Source organism: Zhongshania sp. R06B22 (assembly GCF_040892595.1).
Classification (GTDB): Bacteria; Pseudomonadota; Gammaproteobacteria; order Pseudomonadales; family Spongiibacteraceae; genus Spongiibacter; species Spongiibacter arctica.
The window spans coordinates 3,097,749-3,115,748 of the sequence record NZ_JBFRYB010000001.1 but is presented as its reverse complement, the minus strand read 5'-3'; the positions used below and the strand labels follow the sequence as shown (position 1 = coordinate 3,115,748).

The 18,000-nt window shown below is 48.1% G+C and carries 20 protein-coding genes and 1 tRNA gene; 13 read left to right on the top strand and 8 right to left on the bottom strand.

What is annotated here, in order from left to right; translation table 11 throughout:
- Positions 1-118: 118 nt before the first annotated feature.
- Positions 119-1,027: a hemerythrin domain-containing protein gene (locus tag AB4875_RS14190; protein ID WP_368376713.1), complete on the bottom strand. Its 909-nt coding sequence runs from the start codon at positions 1,025-1,027 to the stop codon at positions 119-121.
- A 653-nt stretch (positions 1,028-1,680) separates the two neighbouring features.
- Here AB4875_RS14190 and AB4875_RS14185 point away from each other — a divergent pair.
- The 7 genes from AB4875_RS14185 to AB4875_RS14155 all read left to right on the top strand — a co-directional run bounded on the left by AB4875_RS14185 (position 1,681) and on the right by AB4875_RS14155 (position 5,187).
- Complete coding sequence (locus AB4875_RS14185) at positions 1,681-2,067, top strand: DoxX family protein (RefSeq protein ID WP_368376712.1); 387 nt, start codon at positions 1,681-1,683, stop codon at positions 2,065-2,067.
- Between the two features lie 70 nt (positions 2,068-2,137).
- Positions 2,138-2,779 (top strand): dioxygenase family protein, encoded by a 642-nt coding sequence (locus AB4875_RS14180; protein ID WP_368376711.1) that lies wholly within the window; start codon positions 2,138-2,140, stop codon positions 2,777-2,779.
- A gap of 220 nt (positions 2,780-2,999) precedes the next feature.
- Positions 3,000-3,254 (top strand): type II toxin-antitoxin system ParD family antitoxin, encoded by a 255-nt coding sequence (locus AB4875_RS14175; protein WP_008252542.1) that lies wholly within the window; start codon positions 3,000-3,002, stop codon positions 3,252-3,254.
- Positions 3,254-3,550 carry a type II toxin-antitoxin system RelE/ParE family toxin gene (locus AB4875_RS14170; RefSeq protein WP_368376710.1) on the top strand — a complete coding sequence of 99 codons (297 nt, stop codon included), beginning with the start codon at positions 3,254-3,256 and terminating at the stop codon, positions 3,548-3,550. Before AB4875_RS14175 ends, AB4875_RS14170 begins: the two co-directional genes overlap by 1 nt.
- Positions 3,551-3,963: 413 nt before the next feature.
- Positions 3,964-4,500, top strand: a complete 537-nt coding sequence (locus AB4875_RS14165; RefSeq protein WP_368376709.1) for a hypothetical protein — start codon at positions 3,964-3,966, stop codon at positions 4,498-4,500.
- A 13-nt stretch (positions 4,501-4,513) separates the two neighbouring features.
- On the top strand, positions 4,514-4,882 hold the full coding sequence (locus AB4875_RS14160) for a hypothetical protein (protein ID WP_368376708.1): 369 nt from the start codon (positions 4,514-4,516) through the stop codon (positions 4,880-4,882).
- 20 nt (positions 4,883-4,902) lie between these two features.
- Positions 4,903-5,187 carry a hypothetical protein gene (locus AB4875_RS14155; protein ID WP_368376707.1) on the top strand — a complete coding sequence of 95 codons (285 nt, stop codon included), beginning with the start codon at positions 4,903-4,905 and terminating at the stop codon, positions 5,185-5,187.
- Positions 5,188-5,400: 213 nt separating this feature from the next.
- Here AB4875_RS14155 and AB4875_RS14150 read toward each other — a convergent pair whose 3' ends face one another.
- Entirely contained in the window at positions 5,401-5,583 is a 183-nt protein-coding gene (locus tag AB4875_RS14150; RefSeq protein ID WP_368376706.1) for a hypothetical protein, read from the bottom strand.
- Between the two features lie 14 nt (positions 5,584-5,597).
- Between AB4875_RS14150 and AB4875_RS14145 the strand changes: the two genes are divergently transcribed.
- Both AB4875_RS14145 and AB4875_RS14140 read left to right on the top strand, forming a co-directional pair.
- On the top strand, positions 5,598-5,759 hold the full coding sequence (locus tag AB4875_RS14145) for a hypothetical protein (protein WP_368376705.1): 162 nt from the start codon (positions 5,598-5,600) through the stop codon (positions 5,757-5,759).
- Positions 5,760-5,834: 75 nt separating this feature from the next.
- Positions 5,835-7,025, top strand: coding sequence for an ISL3 family transposase (locus tag AB4875_RS14140; RefSeq protein ID WP_368376704.1), 1,191 nt, complete (start codon positions 5,835-5,837; stop codon positions 7,023-7,025).
- A 110-nt stretch (positions 7,026-7,135) separates the two neighbouring features.
- Here the strand turns inward: AB4875_RS14140 and AB4875_RS14135 are convergent.
- The 3 genes from AB4875_RS14135 to AB4875_RS14125 form a co-directional block, all read right to left on the bottom strand.
- Positions 7,136-7,212: transfer RNA gene (locus tag AB4875_RS14135), tRNA-Arg, on the bottom strand.
- Positions 7,213-7,472: 260 nt separating this feature from the next.
- The gene (locus AB4875_RS14130) at positions 7,473-8,393 is read right to left on the bottom strand and encodes a bile acid:sodium symporter family protein (RefSeq protein WP_368376703.1); all 921 of its coding nucleotides are present in this window, start codon (positions 8,391-8,393) and stop codon (positions 7,473-7,475) included.
- 333 nt (positions 8,394-8,726) lie between these two features.
- Positions 8,727-9,974 carry a cytochrome P450 gene (locus tag AB4875_RS14125; protein WP_368376702.1) on the bottom strand — a complete coding sequence of 416 codons (1,248 nt, stop codon included), beginning with the start codon at positions 9,972-9,974 and terminating at the stop codon, positions 8,727-8,729.
- A 119-nt stretch (positions 9,975-10,093) separates the two neighbouring features.
- Here AB4875_RS14125 and msrA point away from each other — a divergent pair, with 119 nt between their 5' ends.
- Positions 10,094-10,783, top strand: a complete 690-nt coding sequence (gene msrA, locus AB4875_RS14120; protein ID WP_368376701.1) for a peptide-methionine (S)-S-oxide reductase MsrA — start codon at positions 10,094-10,096, stop codon at positions 10,781-10,783.
- 336 nt (positions 10,784-11,119) lie between these two features.
- Here the strand turns inward: msrA and AB4875_RS14115 are convergent, their stop codons facing one another.
- The 3 genes from AB4875_RS14115 to AB4875_RS14105 all read right to left on the bottom strand — a co-directional run bounded on the left by AB4875_RS14115 (position 11,120) and on the right by AB4875_RS14105 (position 14,678).
- Positions 11,120-12,028: an NAD-dependent epimerase/dehydratase family protein gene (locus AB4875_RS14115; protein WP_368376700.1), complete on the bottom strand. Its 909-nt coding sequence runs from the start codon at positions 12,026-12,028 to the stop codon at positions 11,120-11,122.
- A 69-nt stretch (positions 12,029-12,097) separates the two neighbouring features.
- The gene (locus tag AB4875_RS14110) at positions 12,098-13,516 is read right to left on the bottom strand and encodes a hypothetical protein (protein ID WP_368376699.1); all 1,419 of its coding nucleotides are present in this window, start codon (positions 13,514-13,516) and stop codon (positions 12,098-12,100) included.
- Positions 13,509-14,678: a sulfotransferase family protein gene (locus AB4875_RS14105; protein WP_368376698.1), complete on the bottom strand. Its 1,170-nt coding sequence runs from the start codon at positions 14,676-14,678 to the stop codon at positions 13,509-13,511. Before AB4875_RS14105 ends, AB4875_RS14110 begins: the two co-directional genes overlap by 8 nt.
- A gap of 177 nt (positions 14,679-14,855) precedes the next feature.
- Between AB4875_RS14105 and AB4875_RS14100 the strand changes: the two genes are divergently transcribed.
- From AB4875_RS14100 to AB4875_RS14090, 3 genes are all read left to right on the top strand, one after another.
- Positions 14,856-15,488 (top strand): TetR/AcrR family transcriptional regulator, encoded by a 633-nt coding sequence (locus AB4875_RS14100; protein WP_368376697.1) that lies wholly within the window; start codon positions 14,856-14,858, stop codon positions 15,486-15,488.
- Positions 15,489-15,769: 281 nt separating this feature from the next.
- Positions 15,770-16,480 (top strand): START domain-containing protein, encoded by a 711-nt coding sequence (locus tag AB4875_RS14095; RefSeq protein ID WP_368376696.1) that lies wholly within the window; start codon positions 15,770-15,772, stop codon positions 16,478-16,480.
- Positions 16,481-16,513: 33 nt separating this feature from the next.
- Positions 16,514-17,995 (top strand): MerR family transcriptional regulator, encoded by a 1,482-nt coding sequence (locus tag AB4875_RS14090; RefSeq protein WP_368376695.1) that lies wholly within the window; start codon positions 16,514-16,516, stop codon positions 17,993-17,995.
- Positions 17,996-18,000: the final 5 nt, after the last annotated feature.

Genomic DNA, 18,000 nt, shown 5'->3' with positions numbered 1-18,000 from the left:
AGAGTGTTGCGTTGATCATTTGAATCCACACGCAATAGCCGTCAGTCACTGTTTTGGCCTTTGAACGGTAGAATCATCCTGATTAACACAGTGGACAGTTACTTAGCTCCCGTATTAACTAACCACGAACGTTAAAACTCACAATCGCGCCGGCATTTTCCGCGAATGGCAGATAGGCTGCGCGCGCAGTTTTTTTCATTATTTCGAAGTGCTGCGACCAGCCTTTCTCAATCAATCGGCGGTTCACTTTTATAGCATTACTCATGGCCTCCGCCACAGAATCAGAATCACTGAACAAGATACGATTTTCCCGTTTGAAGTCGCGAAGTTGCTGGCTATTAAATGCTATTAATTCCTCGGCGCCCTCTGAGACAGCACCAAAAGCATCAATCAATGCATACAGCCCCAGTAGTTCTGAAATAACAACATTTGCTACCGCAGTGTCTACTCCTTCAGATATTCTCCGGCGCAGCCGTGCATACTGCTCACTCACGTTCATACCGAAGACCGGGTCATCTATCGTGTGCAGTTTGCGGGCAATGTCTCGCCACTCCTCAGGACTTAACAAAGTCTCAGCGGCAGGAAAAACAATCGTTTCCTCTCGGCGCACATGTTCACCATATAGCTCTAGAAAATCTGTCAAACTTGCCCGCAACAGGTTTTTTTGTAATTTTTCATCACCGAGCACCAAAGCATCTAGCTTGTGATATAGGTGCAAACTTTCTCTGGCCAAATCTTTATGCTCAGCCAGCAGTTCAAGAACCTCTGAACGCACGCCATCTTTATGTGTAACTAACTTTGCAAACAGCTGATCCTCTAGGGGGTGGTGATGCACATCGGGATACTCCATCAAGTAACGCAGCATATCTCTTAACATCACAAGATCTGGTTCTGTACGACGCTTCAATTTGTTAATTTCGACTGACATCGCTTCGCGCAAGGTAGCGATATAAGTGTGCTCACTACGCAGGCGCTGCATCACTTTTTGACGATTTGCATCAATATTTTCTTTAGTAGTACTGACCATGATATCTCTCTCGACGTTTGGTGATTGCTACCACATCCGCGCCAGCACGGAAAACTGACATATAAGCGCACTGGCGTTGCGCGAAGACAAGGGGCCTCTCACTACCTAAGGCTTCTCAGATGATTAAGGCGATGCATAGTGGGTGCCAGAAAATCCGACCACCCCGATGATCATCATATTAGGCTGGTGACGCTTAGCGGTCGTTGATATAGATCAAACAGGGTACGGCTGCAGAATCAACAGTATGGCGCTATAAGGCTATGTGGAGTGGTGAAGTGAACGGGGCTTCCCTGTCAATCTCGTAGTCAGCAGCATCGCGCTCACTAATTCCAATGTGATTCACTTAAGTAATTGATTTTTATTGAGAAGTGATTATGCTCAAAGCGACTGGGATGCCGCGCCAAATGCAGGATGCAAAAATCATCTAAGGCATACAGCCACCTTGATTCAAACAGAAAACCACTAGGCCTTATTGGCTGCAAGAAGCTTTTGCAATTAAACGGTGAGCTCAACTTATTTGAGTTACCAAAAACAGAGTGTGAGTAATGCCCTTTAACAACGGGTTCAAATCGTTCGCTTCGCTCACTGAGACGGGCAAAAGCTCGCCCCTTAACGAAACATTATGTGAAAAAATTTAATCCGGAGAATAACTGATGCCTCGCATCCCACTTTTAGTTATTGCATTATTTTTTATGATCGGCGGTATCGCTCATTTTGTTGTGGCTGACTTTTTTATGATGGCGATGCCGGATTATTTGGCTTACCACAAAGAACTCGTCATCATCAGTGGTGTATTTGAAATTTTGGGTGCAATCGGTATTTTAGTACCCCAAACTCGTTTGCTCGCTGGCTATTGCTTGATCGCATTAATTGTTGCCGTCTATCCAGCTAATATAAACATGGCTTTACACCCTGAAAAATACAAAGATATCTCGGAGTTGTTTTTATATATTCGCTTACCATTTCAATTTTTATTTATTTGGTTCGTATGGTGGGCAATTGCACCAGAAAGACTTCAAAAAAAGCATTCAGGCGCATAACAAGGCAATCAACGTGTACAGCAACTGCGTCGTCACAATGATTCCGGCGTTATGCTAAAAGGAGGTTTAAATGAACCGTCGTCGCTTTCTCAAAGCCGGAGCCCTAGGAAGTTTAGGTGTCGCAGGTCAAGCAATTGCAAGTAATGGGAATTTGACCTTAGGTTTGCAAACACCGACAGAAATAGAGGGTCCGTTCTATCCATTGATTGCGCAGCAAGATACAGATTTTGACCTTACCAAGGTTAAGGGACGCAAAGCAAAGGCCTTGGGGCAGCATATCGTCATTCATGGCGTCGTTATTGATACCGAAGACAATCCTATCGAAGGCGCTACCGTCGATCTATGGCAAGCTAACGCGGCTGGAAGATATTCTCACCCACATGATCCTAATCCGGCACCTGTCGACGACAACTTTCAGGGCTGGGCGATAGTGCCGAGTGGACGGAACGGAGAGTTTCGATTTAGTACTGTGTTTCCAGGTATTTATCCTGTTGGAGGAGGCTGGTCGCGACCGCCACATATTCATTTTAAGGTGACCAAAAAGGGATATATTGAACTGACCACACAAATGTATTTTCCAGAGCAGCCATTAAATAAAATTGACAGATTGCTTCAGCGGAAGAGTAAAGAGGAGCAAAAGCTGATGATTGCGGAAAAATCCTCTGACAAACCTAATACTTTTTATTATCGGATAATCGTTGAAAAAGCGTAAGCCATTAAGCCAGAAGGTCGCGCAAATACCTCTCGCTTCTGCTTAAGGCGTGAAGGTCATAGAGATACTTGCGACTTTCATCGTATTGCGTGTTTTTAACCGTTCGCTTTATATGCGGCATGAAAAGCTAGTGAAAGGCCCTAGCGTCATATTAGCTTTGATTTGTGGCTAGGTATTGGTATGATATTATCATACCTTTCAAGCTGACGTAGGATCCGCCATGAGTATGCATCGGAAAACTATCACACTAACGGAACAACAAGAAAACTGGGTGAAGTGTCAGATTGATGGTGGGCATTTCGGCAACGACAGTGAATACATCCGCCACCTTATCAGGCAGGATCAGCATTCCCAAGAGCGTCTTTTAGAGCTTAGGCAGGCGCTTAAGAAGGGTGAGGCCAGTGGCAAATCGCGTCCGCTAGATATGTCTGCTGTTAAAAGGGCTGGGCGTAAACTTATCAAGGCTGCTGAGTAGTGCTTGGTCTTGAAATAACGCCCGAGGCGGAATCTGATCTCGTCGATATTTGGGTCTACACTTGCAACGAGTGGGGTGTTGATCAGGCGGATAAGTACTTGGATCAATTGGAGCGTGGCATCAATCAGCTGATCGATTATCCTGAACTGGGACTCGATTATAGTCACGTACTCCCCGGTTATCGCCAGCTTCACCAAGAGCACCATTTGGTATTTTATCGACTAGAAAAACACTACATTCTTATCGTTCGGGTACTGCATGAGAACATCGACGCACCTCGTCGACTTGCGGAATAGATATTAAGGGGCGTCTGATATCGATCGACCAAGAGACGCCATGATAGAGCGTCTGCTTATTACCAGATCAGGAGATGCCCCTTAGTTACTGGGAATGATTGGCTCTAATGTCACAATAGCGGTCAGTCGCTGACGCGGTCAAACTCGTATTCAGCAGCATGGCGCTCACTAATTCTGGTGGAATTCAGTTAAGCAATTGATTTTTATTGAGAAGTGATTATGCTCTGTGCTACGGGGATGCCACATCAAATGCAGGATGCACACAAATGAAAAAACCATCTCAGGCTTACTATCACTCTGATTTAAATAGAATTATCCTGCTTAATCATCTCAAGGCTTAGACTCGCTATGTACACGAGTTATAAAGCGCAACGCATTTGAATTTGCTGTTACATTTATTTGAGTGGTGCACTTTGAAATACGTTAAATATGCATTTATATCTTTAACTCTAGGGGTTTTCTTTGCGCTTGGGTTTTTCCTGGTTTTTGCTTATGTTGTGCCATTGTTCTCGGAAGCCGATATCGCAGCGATGCATCGAGATAGAATCGCTAAGATAGAAAAGGAAATAGGTGAAAGTTGTGTTGAGGTCTACAGCCAGGCCTACCGGTTTTCTGATAGCGAAATTAGAGGCTTTATTCAAACAGGCGAGAATGGTGGCGATTGGTTAGCGGATATTTCGACTAAGCAAAAGACATATATCGATGAAGCTGCCGACGATTTATGGAAATGTAAAAGTTTGGGGTATCTTGCAAAGGAACTTGGTGAAGATTGGCCTGATTTCAATTTTATTGAGCAGCTTTACTCTAGCCTTAAAATTTACTCAGAGCCATCTAGTGGCGGTCGCGTTTCGTCGAAAAGGTGGGAGCCTGAAGCGTTAAGCAATCTAGTCACCATATTTCAAAATGTAACAAATAAAGGCAGCGGGACGGCTGTGCCGCCGCTGCTTTAGGCGTTAAGTGGCTATGAAGGTATTCGTGTTTTCTACCGATGATCGGGGCTTGGAGGTCTTCCCCTCTAAGTCTGAAGCAATTGCAGCCTGTGAAGGCATTGATGTAGAAAACGGAGAGTGTCTATTCTGGGACGAATACGGTGTTAACTTAAAGCCAGAGTTTTCCAAACCCAACAAAAAGGGTAGTTTCACTGTAGTTTCGGGCGTCTACGATCTCGTTCCATTTCCAACGGGTCTTGACCTCATAGAGTTTCTACCCCACGTAGGCTATATAGAGGGTCATGGTATGTTTAATTCAGTGCCAGAACTGAGGCGCCACTTAACAAGTATAGCCAGTAAAGCCCCTTCGGGGCCGGACGGCCGTACCGGCCGCCGCTGCTAAAGGCGTTATGTGTAAATAGCATGGATTTCACTAAAGTAGATAATTCATTTAATGCATGGGCTAGCTCATCAGATATATTCATTCAGCGAGAATATAAAGGTGAGGATGTTAGGTCGGCAGATATCTTAGATATTAACGAGAAAAAGTGGCAGCTTTGGCTTGTGCCCGTAAACGATGAAAATGCGTGCGTAATCCACTACTGGGATTATAAGAAGGTAAGTAGGCACGCTAAGGTGGCGATATCGGAACTACTTTCAGAACTGTCTAAAATTGAGGCGATAATCCGTGCAGGTGAACTCACATAACAAGGCCAGCCACACGACTGGTTTTTCTCGCTTCGCTCAAAAAACCAGCGTGTGCTGGCAACGTTAAGTGTACAAGTGAGATTTATGGAGCAGGACTCGAAAAATTACTTATTGATCCTAACTGTGTTTCTACTCGGTGGACTAGCTATGCAGCTAGTTCCCTACATTTCAAAATCGCGACCGATTGATTGGGGTGTAGCCATAGGTAACTATCTAGTATTTATCGCTGTAACTGTGGTCTTTTGGCTGTTTTTCTTTGGAGGCATTGGTTTCCTTCGGGAAGTTATTCGAGAGTACCGTCAAGGTAGTCGGCGCAATGGAAAGTAGTCCTGAAAAGATTTTAGTAATAGGCGCACTTAACAAGACGGTGTTATCGCCTTCGGCTGGGACTGCCATTCCGCAGGTGCTCCATGTCAGCCCCAAACCGCAGCGTTATGCAGTCAGTTGAATTGAACATCAAGTTAACCGCCGGCGTCCTGGCTGTTTGCCTAGCCATTGGTGCACTTACATATTTTCAGTTTGAGTCCGGCACTGGCCGAAAAACATATGTTGAGGGCGATGTGGTTTCTTAGGCTCTTCATCATTAACGGGGGACACCGGCATTCATTAAAATGATTTTGCGAAGATCAATTTAATGGAGAATACCGATGTCCCACGCAGGAAGAATTATAGGCATACCTGGCCTTGAGATTGAACGGGTAGTTCGCAGGAATGGGATCGAAGTCTGGGCAAAGCCTGTGCACAGGCCGCCTTGTAAGCATTGCCAAGGCGATGGACTGAGGATTAAGGCTACCCATGTCAGGACGGTGAAACACACTCGTCAGGGGAATCAGGTGATGACTTTGCACCTACGGGTACCTAAATACCATTGTCAGGAGTGTAAGCGTTATTTCCGTCATTCGTTCACGGGTATTCGGCCGCGTTACCGCGCCACTGAGGCGTATCGACTGGAAGTCTTCGAGGCACATGATGGCGGCGTGACCCAGCGCAAGCTCTCGCGAACTCACCTCATTAGCGCAGCCACTGTCGAGCGCTGGTATCAACACCATATTGCTCAGAAGCGATCTGAAATGGCGAACCGACCATGCCCTCGGGTTCTCGGTATTGATGAGCACTTCTTCACTCGTAAAAAAGGCTATGCCACCACGTTTGTCGACCTTAAGAACCACAAGGTCTTCGACGTGAAGCTTGGGCGCTCTGAGCCGAGTTTACGCCGCTATTTGCGGGGTTTGGGGGAGCGAGACAAGGTTCAGGTAGTTGTTATGGATCTGTCTGAAACTTACCGCAGCATTGCCCGACGCTACTTCCCTAACGCCATCATTGTGGCCGACCGATTCCACGTTGTGAGATTGATTAACCAACACTTTTTAAAAGTCTGGCAGCAGCATGATCCCGAAGGCCGGAAAAACAGAGGATTAATCAGCCTGATGCGTCGGCACCAGTGGAATTTGAGCGATGAACAGCATGCAAATCTCATGAACTACCTCGCCGAGTATCCAACATTGCAGGCGCTCTACGTGGCTAAACAAAAGCTGATTCGCTTTACGTTACTCAAGACCCTAACCGCCCGCCGTGCGAAGACGAAGTTGCCGCGCTATCTTGAGCTACTGGAGCAGCTGCACGACAGCCCCTTGCGCACACTGGCGAGGACGCTAACGTCTTGGATGACACCAATTATTGCCATGTGGCGATTTAGAAAAAGTAACGGTATTACTGAGGGCTTTCACAACAAGATGGAAATGATTTCAAGGCGAGCGTATGGTTTTAGGAACTTTGAGAATTATCGATTACGAGTGCTGGTTCACTGCGGGTGGGACGGGATTATAAACAGGGTTTGATGAGTGCCATCCCCCGTTAATGGGGTAGAGCCCGTCACAGCCAAATTTCAGGCATAAAAAAACCCAGACCAGAGGTCTAGGTTTTTTTATACAAGTCAGAGACTTATGTTTGGTGCGCCCGGGAGGATTCGAACCTCCGACCGCTCGGTTCGTAGCCGAGTACTCTATCCAGCTGAGCTACGGGCGCTTCAGGGTGCGTACTATATGGATGTCGCCTTGTTCTGTCAACGACTTCTGATCAATATGGTTCAAATTTCTATGACTGCTCAGAAAATAATCAACTTATTGATATTCAAGCCTATTAATCGGTATTTCATCGTGTGTCGCTAAGGATTCTAGCCCCGAAATGGCTTTGTTGCTCAGTGTTGGCCCTTTATCTTCGCTAGGCAATTAAGCTTGGGCAAGGTCGCACGGGCAGGTGGCAAGACTGAGATGTCTGTGTGCTTATCAGGTCTCGGCACGGGCGGTGACGTCCGCGCCGATTACGCGGCGATAGAAGACAATGAATACCCCTGAAAAGGCCATTTGCGCTGCGCCATAAAATAATAGGGTGAAGAAAATCATGTCGCCAACCGGATCAGTCACGCCGACGATGGCAGGGAAGAGCGACGCCTTTATCAAGATGCCCAAGTTGATATTGCGGAGTACCACTTCAATATTGATAGCAGCGGTATCGGCCCAATCAAGCCGCATCGCGCGGGACACTCCAATGGAGAGCGCGCAGATTGCGACGATAAACGCCCAAACCACCAGTGCGTTTTGCACGCCGAAGGCGTCCATGTCTAAGCGGCCCGCACCTAAAGCGCCAATAACGATTAACAGGATAATAAATAAAGACAGGCGGATGGCCCACTTTGAGACTATCGGTGCTAGGCGGGGTGCGCGATTCAACACCACCATGCCAATAGCAAGTGGTAGTAAAAGGTACAGCAATATTTCTAAAGCAATTTTCCCAGCGGGAATAACGACTTCTCCTGGGAGATGGTGGTATACCAGCAAGTCAAGCACGATGGGCACCGAGAGCAAACAGAGCAATGTGGTGATGGCAGTAATGGCGATGGAAAGCGCCACATGGCCACGTGCAAAAAACGTAAAAATGTTGGATATGGTGCCGCCGGGAATGGCGGCGCAGAGCGCCAAGCCAATGGCAACACCGGCAGGTAAGGTGAAACCAATAATGAACAAGTAGCAGGCCAATGGTACTAAGACAACTTGAATCACTGCGCCGGTAGTAAAACCCCTTGGATCCCGTACCACTTCCTTAAAATCGCCGGGAGTGAGTGTTGCCCCCATGCCTAGCATCGCAAGCGTGAGCTGGGTTGCCGCAAAGATAAATTCGTTGGCGATAAAAAAGTCAAAGGGGTTCATAGGCGGGGGAGCTATTCCTGAAGTTACAGCAGACGGTTTAACATCTCGCTGGCGGGTAAAGGGTTCATGGCAAATACCATGCGGAAAGTGTTGCGGCTCTATCCTCGCTGAGGCTCTTGCTCAGACAAAAGCCTAGTAAGGGTTAATCCTGTTATTTATCCCAATCTATAGCAAGAGCATGATCAGTTGCAACAATTGCATCAGCTGTGGAGTCGGTGTGGGCGTGAGTAAGCAAATTCAGCTTATCGGTGGGCGCCCGTCGCTTGTCTGGGGCAATGCGGCAGGCTTATAAAAAGCCTGCCGCCGATGGCTCTATCCTTGTGCTATCGAAAACTATGCCGTTGCATCAAATGTAATGGGCATTGCTTTGATGGTGTTAATGAAAAACGAGCGCATATAGGTCACGTCGCCGGCAAATTTAGGGTTGCGAATGCGCGGGATCAACTCTTCAAAAATGATATTGAGCTCCATGCGCGCTAAATTCATGCCTAGGCAAAAATGTTCGCCAATACCAAAGGCGCGCATTTCGCGGCGCAATGCCGGCATTCTTTTTGCGCGGTGAATATCGAACTTCATCGCATCGTCGCCAAAGACATCTTCGTCGTGGTTAACCGCATGATAGTGCAGTACGACTTTATCGCCCTTTTTAATGTTATAGCCGTTCCACTCAATATCTTGGGTCGCGGTGCGACGCATAGCAATAAAGGCGGTGTTGTAACGCAGCATCTCTTCAACGGCATCGGCTATATCTTCGGGATGATCTACCAAATGCTGCAGCTGGTCTGGGTGCTCCATTAGCAAGCGCATGCCGTGGGCTGTTGCCGTCCGTGTGCTTTCGTTGCCGCCTACCATAATCAAGATGAACATCCAGGCGAACATTTCTTCAGTGACCTTTTGGCCGTCGACCTCGCCGTTCAATAGAGCCTCTACCACTTGGCTGGTCGGATTTAGGCGCTGTTTTGCTGCAAGCTCGGCAGCGTATCCCATCACTTCAAAGCTCACGGTGTTGGCTTCATCACGACTTACGGCAAGATCGGGATCATCCGCAAACGCCATAATATTGGTCCACTCAAAGAACTGCTTGCGGTCTTCCTGTGGTACGCCCAATAGTTCAAGTATGGCCATCAATGGCAGCTCAGCGGCAACATCTTCGATAAATTCACACTCACCTTTGCTGGCCACACGATCAATAATGCTTCGTGCACTCTGGCGTAGCCAGTCTTCCATATTACTTACTGCTTTTGGGGTGAAGGCATCGCGAACTATCTTGCGGTACTTCATGTGTTTTGGTGGATCCATAGAGATAATGATGTTTTCTTGCATTATCGCCTGAATGTCTTCCTCGCCTTCAGGTACTTCCATGGGGAAGGCGCCTTTCAGGTTTGAAGAAAATAAATCCGGATTTTGAGAGACATAGTCTAAGGCGTCACGCTTAACTACTGCCCAGTAGGGCACCCCATTTTCCGGGTCCTCCATATACATCATGGACCCCTGCGCTCGGATTTTCGCAAGCTCATCGTAGGGCATTCCGTTTTGGTATGTGTCTAGGCTAAGTAGGTTAGCGAAAGGGCATTGACTCATCTCTTCTTCCTCTTTGACGCGGCCCAAGGGGGCATATTTTATTATGTGTTATCACGCCGTATATCAGGCGCTGCTAAGAAGATACCTTAGCAAGAACAAAAATATAGGGAGAGAGCAAATTGGGTCAACAATATACCTTTAATGACCATCACAAGCTGGGTGATATGTGCCAAGATGGCGGTATTCAGAATGATAACTTAGGTGAATGGGGTGTTATGAAAAGTACACTGGTATTTATTATCTTGGCAGCAAACTTATTGTCATATGCTTCTAATGTGGCCGCAGATAAAACTATTCTGGCGGGAGGGTGTTTCTGGTGTATGGAGTCAGATTTTGAAAAGCTGGACGGCGTGAGCGATGTGGTCTCAGGCTTTACGGGCGGAACCCTAAAGAACCCCACATACAATGGTAACCACAAAGGTCATTATGAAGCGGTTGAGATCACCTATGATCCCAATAAGGTAAGTTATCAAGAGTTGCTGGATTATTACTGGGTGAATATCGATCCCTTCGATTCAAGAGGCCAATTTTGTGATAAGGGTGAAAGTTATTTAAGTGCAATTTTCGTGGCCAATGAGGCGGAAAAAAAGATTGCTGAACAATCTAAACGAGACGTTGAGAATAAATTCCCTGATAAGAAAGTTGTTACACCCATTTTAAGTGCTTCTATTTTCTATCCGATAAAAGGTGACGAAAGTTACCATCAGGATTTTTATAAGAAAAGTTCAATTCGTTACAAGGCGTATCGTTGGAACTGTGGCCGCGACAAGCGCTTAAAAGAACTTTGGGGCGATGAAGCTGTTCATTGAGAATTCTTATAACCCCGGTATTAGCATGGGTGTGGCAAAAAGAAGTTCCGTCTACATCTATGTTTTTTGAATCTTTATCGGGCAATTGATCTATATCAGATATTGGAGTCTTTTAATATTTAGTTTCCGAATCAGTTAATCGCCATAACCACATTTGGTAGATGGGAGTTTACTTGATCGCGACATCACATTTGCCAGTTGATTTGAGATTTTTGATTAGCGGGGGAAGCACTGCGCGCATACCTAGAAACGGAGACGGATGCGCGGAGCCGGGGGGTAGGGACACAAGCATCAAGTGCCAAGCGCCAAGCGCCAAGAGCACCTCGGCGAGTGACTTTATTCGACAACGCTCAACGAAGTCGCTATCTGCTGTATCAAAGGCCGGATACATTGGCGGTCGTATTTCAGGACCGCCATGTCTTCTGGCTCGTATTGAATGCTGGCCCCAGCGCCTGCAAACATAATCACATTTGGCAGCATAGGATGATCGTCTTCACGCACCTCTAATTGGCGGGGATTGCCGGCCGCCTCACACCACATTTCCAGATAGTCTTTCCATGATAAGTTTTCGTCACCGACTAAATAGCCTTTGCCACCTTCACCGTTTTCCAGAGCATTGAGCGCGGCTTGGGCCAGCGAGTGTGAGCTGATGTGGTTGGTGCCGCCCTGTGGCGCAAACAATGGCAGATCGGGAATTGCGCCCTGTACATAATGTAGCAAGGCGGTGATATGCGGCGTGTCCAAGCCTGGAATTTGCCCCAGCACAAAGGGGGCATTGAGGCAGCAAACTTTAAAGTCGGCGCTGTTCAAAGCACGCACGGCGACATCGGTATTATGGCGTGACGTTACATAGGCGCACTGGCCAATTTGCGCTGGTGCAACCACGGGATAAAATGTGCCGATATAGACTGCCCGCTGAATACCGGCCGCTTTGGCGGCGGCAAAGAATCTTGGTACGGCCACGTCGTTGTATTTGGTATAAAACTCCTCGGGTGTCACCGAGCCATCGTAGGGCAGATTGCGAATATCGGCAGCGGCGGCGAAGACTAGGCTATCAAATCCTGCTAAGCGGCCATCGTCGCAGTCATCATTAACATAATCGCCCTGTAAAAAGGGTAGGGCCGCAAGCACCGGTGCTTGGGGAATCTTGCGCGCCATAATCGTCACATCATGACCGTGCTTTTTTAGGTGTAGCGCAATTTCGCCACCGATAAGGCCTGAGCCACCTACAACTAATACATTCATTATTTTTTTCCTATGTTAAATTTTCCGCTATTACACTGATGGCGGAGTACCCGTCGATCATATTGTAAATTAAAATACTCTAAACCGTTTTTGCACATGTTGTTGTCGCTCGGCAATGACCGCCTTGCGTTGCGCCGCACTGATACGTGGCGTCTGCGGCGGGAAGCAGGCCGGAATATTCTCAAAGGCGACTTTGCGCGCTTTAATATTGGGCCACTGTTCTTGTGGCGGTAATTGGCAGTAGGCCCAGCGATTTGATAGGTAGCCTCGTGTCAGGCCGGTGGTGTCAATCCAGTTGGGCACGCCGGGGTCACGATGTGCTACCACCCAGCGCTGCACGCCATCTTCCGGCATATGGGTTTGAAAGCCATTGAGACTGCTTTGATGATTGGCGTAGTCCGGCGACTCGCCCCATAGGTTGCCAAGGTGGATGCTGGTGTACACCGCCTCACCGCTGTAACTGGCCTCAATGTAGAGCGCCTCGTCTTCCGCTAAATCAAAAATACCTCCCGCATAAATATTGGTGCTCATACCGCCACCGGTGTCCTTTGACGCGGCGTTGGGCTGGTTGTAAGCATTGACCGGCATATAGTAGCGGCCTTGCTCGGCATGGCTTTGATTGCAGTTAAGCACCTTATCGTAGAACGCTAGCCAAAAATGCATTTGGCCGCGAATAATGCCGCCCATATTCCGCAGCTGTTGTGCTCCCCGTTCGCTAGTCAGTGCCGGCGGTTGCTGGCCCTCGGTGTCGAGCGCAGTAATACTCAGCTGGATGGCCTGCTCACGGCCCCAATCGTAAAACAGTTGGCGACCACTAATATAACTGGCAAAGCGATCGCCGCCATCCGGGTCGCGTTTGCTCGGTGGTTTGCGGGTACACACAAAATTGCCGCTGTAGCCCTGGGGTTTTTCTGGCCCTAACAATATTTCAAAATCACCATTTTCTTCGACCAGTAGGGACGACGTATCCAAGCTGCCAAAGCCCGTGCGGTCACCTGCTACTAACTCGCGCAAATTGCCGCTGTCGCCAGACATCGCGCCCTTGTGGACTTCAAAAATCACATACTGCGGCGCCAAGGGGCCTTGCTCCGCGCGGGGCTCACCTCGCCAGTGACGGCTGTCCGCGGTGTTGCCGTGCACTTTATAGTGCTTACTACCATCGATGGGCGCATAGAAATATATCGCATCGGCATTATCGATGGTTGCTTTGTTATACACCGACAGACCGTTGCGAAACGCGGGGAAATCGGCGTCTTCGTGAAAGGCGCGTTCAACGGCGTGATGAATAAAGCCGGAGAGGTAACGATAGCCTTCGGCCAAGCTGCGATCACTGGCTTCCGGTGGAAAGTAGTCTGGGTTGTCGATGGCATCACGTGCCAATTGCAGTTCAGCAATCATGTCATCCCACGCGGCCTTAAGCTTTTCCTTGCTGGCTGAGGCGTCCAAGGCACTGCTGGATTTACGAGTGCTGGCTGATGGCTTATCCATTAATCTGCTCCATTGTCTGAGGGCTATTTCTATCGCTTAAGCGCGGCCATTGGTATTCGTCAAACAAATCGTCAAGTTGGGCTTCAATCTGTTTATGAGAGAGTTCGTAATCTTTGATCGTGTATTCAAAGTGGGTTTTGTGACTGCGCTCGGTGTTTTCATGAGCTTTTAAATAGGCATCAAAATCATCTGACAATGGCATTTCTAAAGCCTTATAAATTTCATGGGCGGTCTGTCTCGGCTCCGCGGTGATGTCGCGGTAATCGACAAAGGCGTGAAGGGTGTGTGGGTGCGCGGTGAGCACTTGACGGGGGTGACGCATGGAATCAAACGAGATAGCCATCATCTCGCGCAGTGAGGCGTCATATTGCTCGGGCGTCCACCCCTTGGCCCGCCAGCTTAACTCCAACAGCTTTAAGGTGCTGGGAATACAGTCGTTGGGGTTGCGCATCAGTACCACAATACGGGCATCGGCAAAGGTTTCGATGATCGCGCCCACCCAGCCAGACATCAGCGGATTTTTGCTGAGGTGGATGCGATTACCGCCATTTAATAACAGTTGGCGTTTAAGGCATTCGCGATAGTGGTGCATCCAGCGTCGGCGTTTTTTTGCGGACATTTGGTCGAGGTGATACAGGTCAATCTTATCCATCATTGGTACATCAATCGCCCACTGTTGAGTGACGAAAGCGGCTCGCATTACAAACTGATCCTCCTCTGCGTTCCATAAACTCATATTGTGAATATGACGAAATTTACCGAAGGTCTTATCATCCCACTTTGTCAGGTAGCGCTTGCAGGGCGCCCCAAATAGACGGTCGAGTCGGCCCAGGCCGCGAATCACCTTTTTCTGAAGCAGTGATGGAAAAAACAATTCCCAATAAAGAAAGTAGCTGAAATTATCCCCGTCTCCAGCTAATAAGCGATGACACAAGGTAGTGCCACTGCGAGCGTGACCTACAATAAATACTGGCTTGTTAACCTGCTGGAACCACAGTCGCGGGAAGAAGATATAATCAAGTAAAAAGCATAGACCGTGAAATACGGTGACCAAGGGTAGCCACAGCAGCAACCTCAGTAGTGTTCGCTGTCGGCCGGGCCAGTTTTTTAAAAACCATACATGCCGTAAAACCCGGGCATAATACCCAAAGTCGAAATACATAAGAGAAGTCCGTCGGTATTAACAATTGGGTTCCAGCCTAGAGGCTTGAGCAAGCTGTTATCAACTGGCATTCTCACTTTTCTAAAGTTCATGTAACTAGCTGAATTATAATAATATTTTTTTGATGTTGTGGGCGTGTGAATGGCCTGCTTACATTTTTAAGTGAGTGTTAAGGTAATGACGGATAAGCAACCACCACGAGCGCGCAAGCGACCTAAGCAGAGTCGCGCTCTGTTTACTGTGCATGCGATTCAAGAAGCGTGTTTCAAAATTCTAGATGAAGAGGGTGCCGGCAAGCTGACCACCCAGCGTATTGCCGATGTTGCTGGGGTTAATATCGCGTCGCTATACCAGTACTTTCCTAGTAAGGAAGCTATTCTCGCCGATGTTTACGACAAGGCTATCGTGGATATAGCTGAGCAGACCAGCAAGCGTTTTAAGGAACTTAACACCCTTGCAAATCTCTCCGTAAGTGACACGCTCGCTACCATTATTGATTTAGAGTGCGAACAATTACTCGCGCTACTTAAACTTGATCCCGCCTTTTTCCGTGAATATAAGCACAGCTTTGATATTCATCGTCGCGTTGATGAGCTTACCCAGTCGCAGAACAATCCGTCTTGGCAGCAATGGTTAGAGCCCTGGTTGGCTAGACATCAATGCAAGGGCAACCCGCGTTTTCGCGGCCAATTAATTGAGCAGACCCTGCAGGGCAATCTCCAATACGCCTTGCTGGAACAGCCTGAGTTATTGGAAGATCATGAGTTTAGAGAGGCGCTTTTACAGTTACTGCTTGGCTATCTGAGTTAGGCAATAAATATAGCCAACTTTAGAAACCAGTATAAGCGCACCCGAAATAGATCTCGCCGCTGGTGAAACGGTGTATTCCAGACTCCCGTGATCGCCATTTAAAGGTGATTTATATTTTCCGTAGCAAGCAGATGAGTGTGTTGCTAACTACACACGGCATATATCGTCTTTGTGAGGTGATATCCATATTTGGCGGATAATTCTATTATCCAAGGATTGTGGGGTTGCTGCTAGCTGTAATATGATAGCTCGCTTGTGAGCGTGTCTTATTAGCATACAGGGTGAGGGTTAATGCCGTGTTTGGTTTCGGTGTAAATAACTTTGCGCGGGCTTGGTTCCGGGTAGTGTTGGCGGTTATTTTGTCGGTCAGTTTGAATGCTCTGGCGGAAGCGGTGCCGGATGCTGCCCCTGACGCTCATGCGTCAACGTTATTTGCGGCGGCGCGGCCGTGGCTCTTGGCCGCTACGCAAGATGGAACTCAGGTTTACAGCAGTAAAGTTGAGGGTTCACCTTACTTTGCGATTAAAGCTATTACCTTGATCAAGTCTGATGTTGAGTCGGTTGTCGGGGCTTTTGATGGCAAACATGCGCAAAAAAATGGTTGTAGTCCCTGGCGCCAAATGTGCAAGACATCTCGGGTGTTGAGCAAGCCGACAGAGCTGTCGAGCTATGTATACAGCGTACTCGATATGCCTTGGCCTTTGTCTGACCGTGATATAGTTGCGCGCAGCCAATTGACGATCGACGGCGAGCGCGGTGTGGTCATCCTTGATATTCTCTCCGATGCATCGCATTACCCGCTTCAGGATCATGTCCGTGCTGATGCCAATATCCGCTATGTTTTTCGTCGCCTTAAAGAAGACCTGACCGAGGTGACCTATATGAATCACACTAATTTAAATGGCGGGGTACCGGCGAGTTTATTTAATTCACAAGTGATCTCGTCTACCGCAAAAGAAATGTCGGCGCTCAAGCGCTTTGTTGAGTCTTAGTGGGGCCGGCACTCATTCGATCAAGGGAACATCATGGTTAAACGCGCAGAGCTTAGCGGCGCATCCGGGCACTATCGTATTTCTGAGCTGGTAGAGAAGTCTGGTGCCACTCGGGAGATGATCAAGTACTATCTGCGCGATAATTTATTGCCCCCTGCTATCAAGCCACGCCCTAACCTGGCGCTTTACTCAGATCAGCATGTACAGTTGATTGCCGTGATTCAGCGTTTTCAAAAACAAACGAGGCTGTCTTTAACCCAGATAGCGGAAATTATAGCTGAGCAAGACTACGACCCTCGGCGTTTAGAGATACAGCTGCTCTCTGGCAAGTTTAGTCGGCAGCACGGGGGCACCATTAATCCCCTGAAGATCGGTCAGAGCCCTAGTCAACGGGGCTTAAAGTTTAGTGATCAATTCATTGCTGAGCTTCGCCAATATGGCTTGCTTAGCGATGATGAAGAGATGTCTGCTGACGACGAGAATATTGTCAGTCTGTTATGGAACGCCCGTGAGATGGGGCTGTCTTTGAGTTTGTTTTCTGAGGCTCACAAGTCACTGGTTGCGCTGGCAGAATTGCAGATCAACTCGCTGATTAAAACCTTGCCTGTGACTGGCGATTTTAGCAAGGGTATTGTAAATCACGAAGAGGCTGATCAGCTTTTCAATCGCTGGCTTATTACCGACAAGACCCAGATTTTACGCCATAAGTATCAGCAGATTCTTGATGACACCGAGCGGGATATGGTGCACAGCGTAGAGGCTATTTATATTCCCAGTGCGGTCTTTTACAAGCGTTTTGGGGTGGGTAGTGATATTGCAAACTGGCAGCGCAGTATTCGCGAGAGTGGGGCTGGCAGTGATCGCGCGCAGGAATATGCCGCCGCCGCGGTGATGCTTGCGGACTTCGAGCACGCGGTGCAGCTTTGCGACGCTAGTTTGGCCGCTGGTAATGACCCACAACATTTTTGGGCAATTAAATGTGTCGCTTTTATGATGCAAAAGCGCATGGCTGACGCGGGAGAGTGCTTAAAGCATCTTAACAGTGCCAATGAAAACTCGATTTGGTTTTTCACCGCAAGGCTGTTGTATTTGCTTTTGCAGGGCGCGGAACTCGGTGCAATATCAGATGCCTCGAAAACAATGGGTGAAGCATTGTTGCTTTATCAGCGTGCAATGAGCGAATGCTCTGCTGGCAATGCGATGGAAGAATTAGATGTGAAGTTACTGCGAGGCCGAGCTTGCGTGATGTTTTCACAATGGTTGCCACCTGATCAGCAGGCGGTGGAATCGCTGCGCGAAATAGTGGGGATCGTTGACAGCGCAAGCGCCGCAGAATTGTCATTGCCGTCAGAGGCAGTTCGCGCCATGTATCAAATCTATGCTCACTATTACTTGGCGAAGCTACTTGATGCCACCGGTGAGTCCCCGCAGGCTCGGCCGCATTATGAAAAAGTCATGCTGCTAGATCCCGCGTCTAATTTCGGTGAGTACGCCTATCTGAGGTTGGCTAAGTAAATCCC

Excerpts from the sequence above, each read along its gene's own strand:
- AB4875_RS14115 (WP_368376700.1), bottom strand. The coding sequence starts at position 12,028 with ATGAATGTATTAGTTGTAGGTGGCTCAGGCCTTATCGGTGGCGAAATT.
- AB4875_RS14155 (WP_368376707.1), top strand. The coding sequence starts at position 4,903 with ATGGATTTCACTAAAGTAGATAATTCATTTAATGCATGGGCTAGCTCA.
- AB4875_RS14145 (WP_368376705.1), top strand. The coding sequence starts at position 5,598 with ATGTCAGCCCCAAACCGCAGCGTTATGCAGTCAGTTGAATTGAACATC.
- AB4875_RS14180 (WP_368376711.1), top strand. The coding sequence starts at position 2,138 with ATGAACCGTCGTCGCTTTCTCAAAGCCGGAGCCCTAGGAAGTTTAGGT.
- AB4875_RS14105 (WP_368376698.1), bottom strand. The coding sequence starts at position 14,678 with ATGTATTTCGACTTTGGGTATTATGCCCGGGTTTTACGGCATGTATGG.
- AB4875_RS14140 (WP_368376704.1), top strand. The coding sequence starts at position 5,835 with ATGTCCCACGCAGGAAGAATTATAGGCATACCTGGCCTTGAGATTGAA.
- AB4875_RS14175 (WP_008252542.1), top strand. The coding sequence starts at position 3,000 with ATGAGTATGCATCGGAAAACTATCACACTAACGGAACAACAAGAAAAC.
- AB4875_RS14125 (WP_368376702.1), bottom strand. The coding sequence starts at position 9,974 with ATGAGTCAATGCCCTTTCGCTAACCTACTTAGCCTAGACACATACCAA.
- AB4875_RS14090 (WP_368376695.1), top strand. The coding sequence starts at position 16,514 with ATGGTTAAACGCGCAGAGCTTAGCGGCGCATCCGGGCACTATCGTATT.
- AB4875_RS14160 (WP_368376708.1), top strand. The coding sequence starts at position 4,514 with ATGAAGGTATTCGTGTTTTCTACCGATGATCGGGGCTTGGAGGTCTTC.
- AB4875_RS14100 (WP_368376697.1), top strand. The coding sequence starts at position 14,856 with ATGACGGATAAGCAACCACCACGAGCGCGCAAGCGACCTAAGCAGAGT.
- AB4875_RS14130 (WP_368376703.1), bottom strand. The coding sequence starts at position 8,393 with ATGAACCCCTTTGACTTTTTTATCGCCAACGAATTTATCTTTGCGGCA.
- AB4875_RS14110 (WP_368376699.1), bottom strand. The coding sequence starts at position 13,516 with ATGGATAAGCCATCAGCCAGCACTCGTAAATCCAGCAGTGCCTTGGAC.
- AB4875_RS14190 (WP_368376713.1), bottom strand. The coding sequence starts at position 1,027 with ATGGTCAGTACTACTAAAGAAAATATTGATGCAAATCGTCAAAAAGTG.
- AB4875_RS14185 (WP_368376712.1), top strand. The coding sequence starts at position 1,681 with ATGCCTCGCATCCCACTTTTAGTTATTGCATTATTTTTTATGATCGGC.
- AB4875_RS14150 (WP_368376706.1), bottom strand. The coding sequence starts at position 5,583 with ATGGCAGTCCCAGCCGAAGGCGATAACACCGTCTTGTTAAGTGCGCCT.